The sequence below is a fragment of the Mesorhizobium sp. CNPSo 4689 genome (genome assembly GCF_057784325.1).
On the sequence record NZ_JBWLUZ010000071.1, the window covers coordinates 1 to 8736 of the forward strand.

The window sequence follows — 8736 nt, forward strand, 5'->3', positions numbered from 1 at the left end:
CAGATTGGGACCTTGTTCGCCGACCCCATCAGGGCCAGCAGCTTCGAACGGCTGCATGAACAGGCCGGACAGAAGACTGCACCCGACCAATGCGCCAGAACAACGAATTACCTCTTGCAATACGGGAGCCATCCACAGAGGACATCGCTCGTGCCGAGGCAAGAGGCGAGACGACGCCGACGTCTCGGCCAGTAGTCGACACTCATCGCGCTGATGAACCTCAATACCGTGTCACGTTTCGAGGCCAAGCGAGATCCGCAATCCGCCGACCGACTATACATCGAAATCGAAGCGACGCGGCCTGCCAATTCAGTACGCGATGCTTGGCTGTCCGATTCAGCGAAGGTGGACGTGCCCGTCGAGCATCTGCCTCTTCAATGTCGCGTATCGATCGCGAGATGTATTAGTCAATGGGAGGCGCTTGGACTCAAGTCACCGATCTCCACCAAATCACCGCTCAAAAAGGTCAGGCCGCGCCAGGCTGAGCCCGTGCACGGTGCGCAACACTTCGCGCAGATGCGCCGTCATGCGGGCGCCGGCCTGCTTGACCTCGCCGGTCTCTACCGCCTCGAGGATCGCCACATGCTGGGCCAGGAGCGTCTCGAGATGGCCGGGCTCGGGCAGGCTGAGATAGCGCACGCGGTCCATCTGCAGCTTGACCACCTGGATGACCCGCCAACTCTTCTGCAGGCCGGCCTCCTCGCACAGGCTGCGGTGGAACGCCTCGTCGAGCTCGAGGAACAGCTCGCGGTCGCCTTCCGCCACAGCTTTCGCCTGCATGGCGAGGTTGGCTCTGACTGTAGCGACGAACCCCTCCGAGCCATGCCCGGCCAGCCTCTGCACTACCGACACTTCGAGCGCCTCGCGAATGAACTGCGCTTCCTCGACGTCGCTTAGCCGGATCGGAGCGACGAAGCTGCCGCGCTGCGGCAGGATGTCGATCAAGCCCTCATCAGCAAGCCGGATCAGCGCTTCGCGCACCGGCGTGCGGCTGACGCCGAGCTGCTGGGCCAGATCCTGTTCGCTCAAGGCTTCGGACGGCAGCATTACCAGCGTGGTGATGGCACGGCGCAGCCGCTGGTAAATCTGCGGCGAGATCGGCATGCGGTTGTTGACCGGCTCCAGCGTCCGCGACGGCTCACGCTGGCCGGAGCTCCTCTTGGCAGCGTTACCTGAAAACCTGGTCTCCCCCGAAATCTTCCCCATGACGAATCCGTTCTGCGACTGCCACTGCGGCTCCGGTGATGACACTGCGCACACCGCAACTCAAGCGCCAAGGGACAATTCCGGCGTCATTGACATACTACCATGGTAGTGTGTATGACGCCATTCGGCTAGGGAGAGGAGCCGGCATGAAGATCACGGACATCAAAGCCACCACCGTCACCGTTCCGCTGGAAGCAGCATTGCGGCACAGCAACGGCACGCATTGGGGGCGCTTTGTCCGCACCGTGGTCGAGGTCGAGACCGACGAAGGCATCGTCGGCCTCGGCGAAATGGGCGGCGGCGGCGCTGGCGCCGAGCTGGCCTTCGCCGGTTTGAAGCCCTACCTCGTCGGTCACGACCCCTTCGATCTCAACCGCATGCGCTACGCCATCTGCAATCCGACGGCGTCGCTCTACAACAACCGCACGCAGCTCCACGCAGCGCTCGAATTCGCTTGCCTCGACATCATCGGCAAGAGGCTCGCCGTGCCGGTCTACCAGTTGCTTGGCGGGCGCGTGCGTGACAGCGTCGGCTTCGCCTCCTATCTGTTCTTCCGTTATGCCGACCACCGCAGCGGCAAGGGGGAGGTGCGTACCATCGAGCAATTGCTCGACCATGCCCGTGCCCTGAAGGCCGAACACGGGTTTTCCGCCCACAAGCTCAAGGCCGGTGTGTTTCATCCCGACTACGAGCTGGAGTGCTTCAGGGCGCTCGCCGCGGAATTCCCTGGCGACACGCTACGCTACGATCCTAACGCCGCCCTCTCGGTCGAAGAGGCACTGCGTTTCGGCCAGGCCATCTCGGACCTCAGGAACGACTATTTCGAGGACCCGACCTGGGGCCTGGCCGGCATGCGCCGCTTGCGCGAAAAGCTCTCCATTCCGCTCGCCACCAACACCATCGTCATCGATTTCGAACAGCTCGCCACCAATGTGCGCGATCCGGCCGTCGATGTGATCCTGCTCGACACCACTTTTTGGGGCGGCATCCGCGCCTGCGTGCGCGCCGCCCAGATCTGCGACACGTTCGGCCTCGGCATCGCGGTGCATTCCTCGGGCGAGCTCGGCATCCAGCTCGCCACCATGCTGCATCTTGGTGCCGTGCTGCCCAACCTCGTCTTCACCGCCGACGCGCACTACCACCATCTCGCCGACGACATCATCGTCGGCGGCAAGATGCGCTACGAGAACGGCGCCATCGCCGTGCCGGAGGCGCCGGGCCTCGGCGTCGAACTCGATCGCGACAAGCTCGCAACCTATGCCGAGCTCTACCGCTCGCTGGGCGGCTATGCCTATGACCGCGATCCCGGCCGTCCGGGCTGGTATCCGCTCTTACCCAACACCAATTTCGCCAACCATCGAGACGCCGCCGTGCCCGATCTCGGGCTGGGGTGATTTTTTCGTTCGAAATGGTCGGCGGGAGGACGCTATGACCGCCGCCGTCTTCGTTACTAAAGTTCTCTTCCTTGATCCGGGGTTCAGGTCCTCCTTGACCCCCTGCCTCGCGGCACCGGCGGCTGCTTTTGCTTTCAATGCCCGAAAACCAATGGCGACGCCAGGCGATCCCAGCGCCGCAGTATGCGCCTCGGTCACTCTGCAGTCAGAACAACCTTGACGCTTTGGGAGCGGTCGGCGGCGAGGCGGAAGGCCTCGGGCGCGGACGAAAGGACGCGTTCGGCGGTAACCAGCTTCAAGACGTCGACTTCTCCATCGACGATGAGAGCGACCGCCTGATTGAATTCGGCGTCGAAACGGAATGACCCCTTCAGGTCGATCTCTTTGGCCATGACGGCGTTGGCCGGTACCGGGATCTGGCCGCCCGGCAGATTGCCGACCTGGACGACGACGCCGCCGCGCCGGACGCTGGCGATCGCCGCGGTGAGGCCGGTCGCGGTGCCTGAAATTTCGAAAGCAATATCGAATGGTCTGTCGGCGGCAAGCGCCTTGAGTTCGGCATCTCCGCCGGAAAGATCGATCGTCTGATCTGCACCCAGCCGGGTGGCGAAGGCGAGCGGCGCCGCGGCTATGTCGGCGACAGTTATCCCGCCGCAGCCTTTGAACCTGGCCGCGAGCATGGTGAGAAGTCCGATCGGCCCGGCGCCGAAGAGGATGGCATTCCTGTCAGCGATCGCGCCGGCTCGCGCCACTGCGTGCAGGCTGACGGCGAGCGGCTCGGCGAGCGCCGCCGCTTGATATGCCACATGCTGCGGGATCTTGACGCATTGCGCCGGCGTGGCGTCGAAGACGCTGGCGAACCCCCCTTGCATATGCGGCGTCCTGGAAGCCGAACCCATGAAGTAGATGTTCTCGCAGAGATTGGCGCGGCCTTCGGCGCATCGCGCACAGTGCCCGCACCACCGCGAGGGGTTGACCGCAACGCGGTCACCGATGGCAAGTCCGGACGCTGCTGCGTTGATCTCGACAATCTCTCCAGCAACCTCGTGACCGAGTACGAGCGGAGACGTGACGACGAAATCGCCGGTCCGCGCATGGCGAAAATAGTGCAGGTCGGAGCCGCATATGCCGCCAGCGCCGAAACGCACGCGCACCATGCCCGACGCAAGGGGTTCGAGCGGACGCTCCACCATGCGCAGGTCTTCGGGGCTGAACAACGTCGCGGCGATCACATTGCCGGTCATTTGATCAGTCCCATTTGTGTCGGCAGCCACAGCGTGATGGCCGGAATGAAGGTGATCAGGATCAGCGCGACCAGCAACGGCACGAGCCAGGGCAGGATCGCCATCGTCGTGCGCTCGACCGACAGCTTGGCGATCCGCGAGAGAACGAACAGCACCATGCCGAGCGGCGGATGCAGCAGGCCGATCATCAGGTTGAGCGTCATGATCAGGCCGAAGTGCACGGGGTCGATGCCGTACAGGACGACGATGGGCAACAGGATCGGCACGAGGATGGTGATCGCGGCGATGGTATCAAGAAAGCATCCCACCACCAGCATCAGGATGTTGATCAGAATCAGGAAAACCCATTTGTTCTCTGTCAGCGAGGTGATGAATATCGAGAACATCTGCGCCGCTTGGCTGACGGTTAGCAGCCACGCGAAGATCGACGCCGCGGTGACGATGAACAGAACCGACGCCGTCGTCTCAATCGTGTCGAAGCTGGCCTTGGCCAGCGTTGCGAAAGTCATCGTGCGATAGCGCACGAGCCCCAGGAACAGCGACCAGATGACCGCGGCCATGGCCGCCTCGGTTGGCGTGAACCAACCCATTGTCATGCCGCCGATCAGGATGATGGGCGTCATCAAAGCCATCACGGCGGAGAAGTCGAAATACCAGTCGCAGGCGATCAGAACCGCGAGAGCGATGCCGACGGAGATGTTGAGCGACAACCCGGCGCTGACCAATATGTAGACCAGGACCGGAAAGCAGGCGACGACCAGGATCTCGAGAGACGCGGCGCCGAGTTTGCGCAGTTCGAACGGCGTGTCGGAGCCCCAGCCGCGGCGATAGGCGAAGATGGCGACCGTCACCATCATCAGCACCGTCATGACGACGCCGGGCAGGATGCCTGCCATGAACAGCGCACCGATGGAGACGTTGGCCATCATACCGTAGATGACGAAGGGCAGCGACGGCGGAAAGATCGGGCCGAGCGTCGAGGATGCCGCGGTGACGCCGACCGCCGCCTCGACCGGATAGCCGTGGTCGCGCATGGCCTTGATCTCGATCGTGCCGATCCCGGCAGCATCTGCGAGGGCCGCGCCGGACATGCCGGCGAAAACCACCGATCCGATAATGTTTACCTGAGCGAGGCCGCCCTTCATCCAGCCGACAAGCGCCAGCGCGAACGAATAGATGCGCCCGGTGACGCCGGCGATGTTCATGAGATTGCCGGCAAAGATGAAGAAGGGCACGGCGAGCAGCGGAAAACTCTCGACGCCGGCGATCATGCGCTGCGCGGCGATGATGTCGGGCGCCACGCCGTAGAAGACGAGGTAAAGCAGCGACGAGACGGCCATCGACACGGCGACGGGCACACCGATTAGCATCAGGACGAGAAAGGCACCGATCAAAAGCAGCATCGCCTTACTCCCCCAACCCGTCGAATGCGGCGGGGCGCTCGAGCACCGAGTAGCCGCGGCGAACATTGCCGACGAACACCTGGACCCCGCGAAGCATCATCAGCACGAAGCCGGCGAACACGGAGTAGAAGACGATGTTGCGCGGCAGGTTGATCGTGACCATCCGCTCGCGGTGGACGATCCCGACATAGCGCCACAGAAGCCAGGACATGTAGGCGAAAAAGCCGATGGTGATCAGGTTCACCGCAAGCGCCAGATAGCGCCCGACCCGCGCCGGCAGATAGTGGTAGAGCACATCGACCTGGATGTGGCGCGACATGCGGGTGCACATCACGGAACCCAGAAACACGACGACGACAAGGCAGTTGATCGCGATCTCTTCGGTCCAGGCATAGCTGTTGTTGAGGGCATAGCGGGTGAAGAACTGCAGGAAGACGCAGAACGACATGCCCCAGAACACGGCGAGCGTCGCCCAGTCCTCGACTGCGTAGCGAGAGAGGTCGACGGGCGCGGTCTCCTCCTCGAAGGCATGCGCCAGTTCTTCGGCTGTCACCGGGTTGTGAATCTCTTCAGTCATCGGCATGGCTCCGGGTTGAACGACCTGCGCTGTCATTGTCCTAACCGGTCCGGACGCATATACGCCGGACCGGTTTGAAAGCGATTACTTGATGGCGCGGATCGCCTCCCAATCTGCCTTGCGGTAGCCGAACTCCTCGAACGTCACTTTTTCCATCACGTTCTTCTCGAAGTCGGCCCGATCGACTTCGGTCACGGTCAGGCCGCGGTCCTTGAAGGTCTGAACGAGGGCCTTCTCGCGATCCACGATGATCTTGGTGGCGCGCGCGGCGGCTTCCTGCATCACTTCGGTGAAGATCGCCTTGTCCGTGTCAGAGAGCTCGGCCCAGCGCGATTTCGACACGATCGTGTTGAGATGGTCGACGATATGACCGGTCAGGACGATGTGCTTCTGCACCTCGTAGAATTTCTTCGCGTCGATCGTCGTCAGCGGGTTTTCCTGTGCCTCGACCGTGCCCTGCTGCAGAGCCAGATAGACCTCGGCGAAGGCGATCGGCGCAGTGTTGGCACCGCAGGCGCGCGGCATTGCGAGGTAGGCCGGCACATCCGGCACCCGAATCTTCAGGCCCGCCATGTCCGCGCATTTCGCGATAGGCCGGTTCGAGGTGGTATGGCGCGTGCCGTAGTACGTCGTTGCTGTGATGTGATGGCCGGATGCTTCCTCGTAGCCGCCGGTCAGTTCCTTGTATTTGTCGCTTTTCGCGTAAGCGAGCAGGTGGTCGGCGTCGCGGAAGGTGAACGGAAAATAGGTCACCCCGATCGGCGGGAATTCGCGCGCCGCGAAGCTTGATCCGGAAATGATGATGTCGACCGTGCCCAGGGTCAGACCCTGATTGATATCGGCTTCCTTGCCGAGTTGGGACGCCGGAAACACGTCGATCGTATAGCGGCCGTCGGTGCGCTTCTTGATTTCTTCTGCCGCCCACACGGCCTCCGTGTGGAAGGGCTCGGACGTTTCATACACATGCGCCCATTTCAACGCTGTTTGTGCCGAGGCCGAAGCCATGGGCAGAGCGATCGTGACGATCGCGCAGAGCAGTGCGGTATACCTTGAAAACATCTTCATTCCTCCCTGTGATTGGACCGATGACGGCCGGATCTCCTCCCGGCCGGTTCTATTCCTCCGCAACCTCCATGGTTGCGGGGCTCTCACCGAAATTGCGTGAGAATCGAAGTTGCGACCGACGCAGATGCTCCTGCATCGCCGCCTTTGCCCTTTCCGGATCGCGCGCCGCAATTGCGTCGCGCACCGCGCGATGCTCTGCTGCGGCGGCCCGCCATGAGTCCTTGTTCTCGAAATAGCTCGAGAGACGTTCGAAATAGGGGTTCATGCGCTGGTCGAACATCTCACCGATAAAACGCACTAGCACCGCGTTGCCGAGGATGCCCGCCACCGTCGTATGGAATTCCCGGTCAAGCATGATGGTCGTCGTGGCGGGCAGGCTTATGTCGTCCATCCGGCGCAGCGCATCGTCCAGCAGATCGAGATCGGTCGGCCTAACCTGGAGAGCGGCTTCCGCGGCGATCGCACCTTCGATGAACTCCCGCGCCCGCAGCAGTTCGAACGGGCCTTCATCCGTTTCTGCGGCGAGTATTTCGGCGCGCGGCGGGGCAGTGACGTAGATGCCGGAGCCGACGCGAATGCGTATGCGGCCCTCAACCTCGAGCGCAATCAGCGCTTCACGGACCGTCGGACGCGAGATCCCCAACTGGTCGGCCAATTCCCGCTCCGTCGGCAGACGATCGCCAACGCCAAACTCGCCAGAGCCGATCAGCTGCCTCAGTTGATCGGCGACCTGTCGATAGAGCCGACGCGGCTCAACAGCCTGAATAGGCATCGCTCCCTGCTCCCGAAGTCGTCTTCGATCCAATTTGGTAAATTGGTCTGGCCAATTGACCTTTAGCGTGTGGGCAGCACGAGTCAAGTGCGATGTAAGGGTCTCATCGGTTTCCCTGATCGGTGTCAGAAGCGCTCCCGGCTTGATGTCATGGGTCGCCCACCTGATCCTCCGGGCGCGCCTTCATTGCCGTTTCGCTGTATCTGGACACAGAGGCTGCCCGTGCGGCGACTGGATGCGAAGATAGTCGCCGAGCTTGAGCGCCGTTGACAAAAGTGAAAGTCCGGAACTGGCGTGATGGAGGCATAGTGGGTCGCTAGGTTCGACTGTTCGACTGTCGCGGCACGATCGGGATGACTTCCGATTTTGGTCCACGAAAAATCCAATGAAATCAATGTTCCGGGCACACATTGATTTTGCAACAGAAAAATGCGCTACTTGGAAGTGACGGTACTTTTCAACGCGGTGTGGGGGACGTCGTTGAACGCCGCAAAGTGCGAACAATCGCCCGATTGGTCCCGATAGTTGGTGAAACCTCAAAATATTTTTTGCGGCGATTTTCCCTTTAAAATCAAAAGCATAACGTTTTGACGGGCCATGCGTCGGCTTTCGGCGCCGCAAGCAAGAAAAAACCCAGCTAGATCAATGGTCTAGCTGGGTCAAAAACAATCGAGTGGGAGTAGGGGGATACAAACGGCGGCGTTAGCGTAGCTTCGATGGCGACTTTCGCTGTCGAAAATTGTTTTCTTGTCCGTATCTCACTTCCGCTGAACTGGCATTCTCCATCTCCGATCTGGCAAGTCCGATCTGCGCCCATGTCCCCTATGAAGTAAAGACCTTTCAAAAAGAGAGAGCGCTACAGCGTAAAACGGCGTGCACAAAGGCGGGTCTGCTTCGCGCCTCAACGCGGCCATTGCGCTGACGACGCTCCAGATCCTGTAAGCGGTCATTGTTCATTGCCGCCCTTGGAGGCCGCTCCGGCACGGAGCGGACGTCCGAACTGACGCAAACGGGCACCTAGAGGGTGGTCATGCGCAGTGACTTCGGCCGCACAGGAGTGTAGCCTGACAAGGCT

General features: G+C 61.6%; 7 protein-coding genes. 1 reads left to right on the plus strand and 6 read right to left on the minus strand.

Going from position 1 to position 8736, the window contains the following annotated elements; genetic code table 11:
- Positions 1-450: 450 nt before the first annotated feature.
- Complete coding sequence (locus AC04SI_RS32660) at positions 451-1206, minus strand: GntR family transcriptional regulator (protein WP_404284609.1); 756 nt, start codon at positions 1204-1206, stop codon at positions 451-453.
- A 146-nt stretch (positions 1207-1352) separates the two neighbouring features.
- Between AC04SI_RS32660 and AC04SI_RS32665 the strand changes: the two genes are divergently transcribed.
- Positions 1353-2600 (plus strand): enolase C-terminal domain-like protein, encoded by a 1248-nt coding sequence (locus AC04SI_RS32665; protein ID WP_404284607.1) that lies wholly within the window; start codon positions 1353-1355, stop codon positions 2598-2600.
- A 194-nt stretch (positions 2601-2794) separates the two neighbouring features.
- Here the strand turns inward: AC04SI_RS32665 and AC04SI_RS32670 are convergent, their stop codons facing one another.
- The 5 genes from AC04SI_RS32670 to AC04SI_RS32690 form a co-directional block, all read right to left on the minus strand.
- Entirely contained in the window at positions 2795-3844 is a 1050-nt protein-coding gene (locus AC04SI_RS32670) for an L-idonate 5-dehydrogenase (RefSeq protein WP_404284605.1), read from the minus strand.
- Complete coding sequence (locus tag AC04SI_RS32675) at positions 3841-5247, minus strand: TRAP transporter large permease (protein ID WP_404284603.1); 1407 nt, start codon at positions 5245-5247, stop codon at positions 3841-3843. Before AC04SI_RS32675 ends, AC04SI_RS32670 begins: the two co-directional genes overlap by 4 nt.
- Positions 5248-5251: 4 nt before the next feature.
- On the minus strand, positions 5252-5824 hold the full coding sequence (locus AC04SI_RS32680) for a TRAP transporter small permease (RefSeq protein WP_404284601.1): 573 nt from the start codon (positions 5822-5824) through the stop codon (positions 5252-5254).
- Between the two features lie 84 nt (positions 5825-5908).
- Entirely contained in the window at positions 5909-6883 is a 975-nt protein-coding gene (locus AC04SI_RS32685) for a sialic acid TRAP transporter substrate-binding protein SiaP (protein ID WP_404284599.1), read from the minus strand.
- 55 nt (positions 6884-6938) lie between these two features.
- Positions 6939-7661, minus strand: a complete 723-nt coding sequence (locus AC04SI_RS32690) for a FadR/GntR family transcriptional regulator (protein WP_404284612.1) — start codon at positions 7659-7661, stop codon at positions 6939-6941.
- Positions 7662-8736: the final 1075 nt, after the last annotated feature.

Coding starts and splice junctions, on each gene's coding strand:
- AC04SI_RS32660 (WP_404284609.1), bottom strand. CDS start 1,206: ATGGGGAAGATTTCGGGGGAGACCAGGTTTTCAGGTAACGCTGCCAAG.
- AC04SI_RS32665 (WP_404284607.1), top strand. CDS start 1,353: ATGAAGATCACGGACATCAAAGCCACCACCGTCACCGTTCCGCTGGAA.
- AC04SI_RS32670 (WP_404284605.1), bottom strand. CDS start 3,844: ATGACCGGCAATGTGATCGCCGCGACGTTGTTCAGCCCCGAAGACCTG.
- AC04SI_RS32675 (WP_404284603.1), bottom strand. CDS start 5,247: ATGCTGCTTTTGATCGGTGCCTTTCTCGTCCTGATGCTAATCGGTGTG.
- AC04SI_RS32680 (WP_404284601.1), bottom strand. CDS start 5,824: ATGACTGAAGAGATTCACAACCCGGTGACAGCCGAAGAACTGGCGCAT.
- AC04SI_RS32685 (WP_404284599.1), bottom strand. CDS start 6,883: ATGTTTTCAAGGTATACCGCACTGCTCTGCGCGATCGTCACGATCGCT.
- AC04SI_RS32690 (WP_404284612.1), bottom strand. CDS start 7,661: ATGCCTATTCAGGCTGTTGAGCCGCGTCGGCTCTATCGACAGGTCGCC.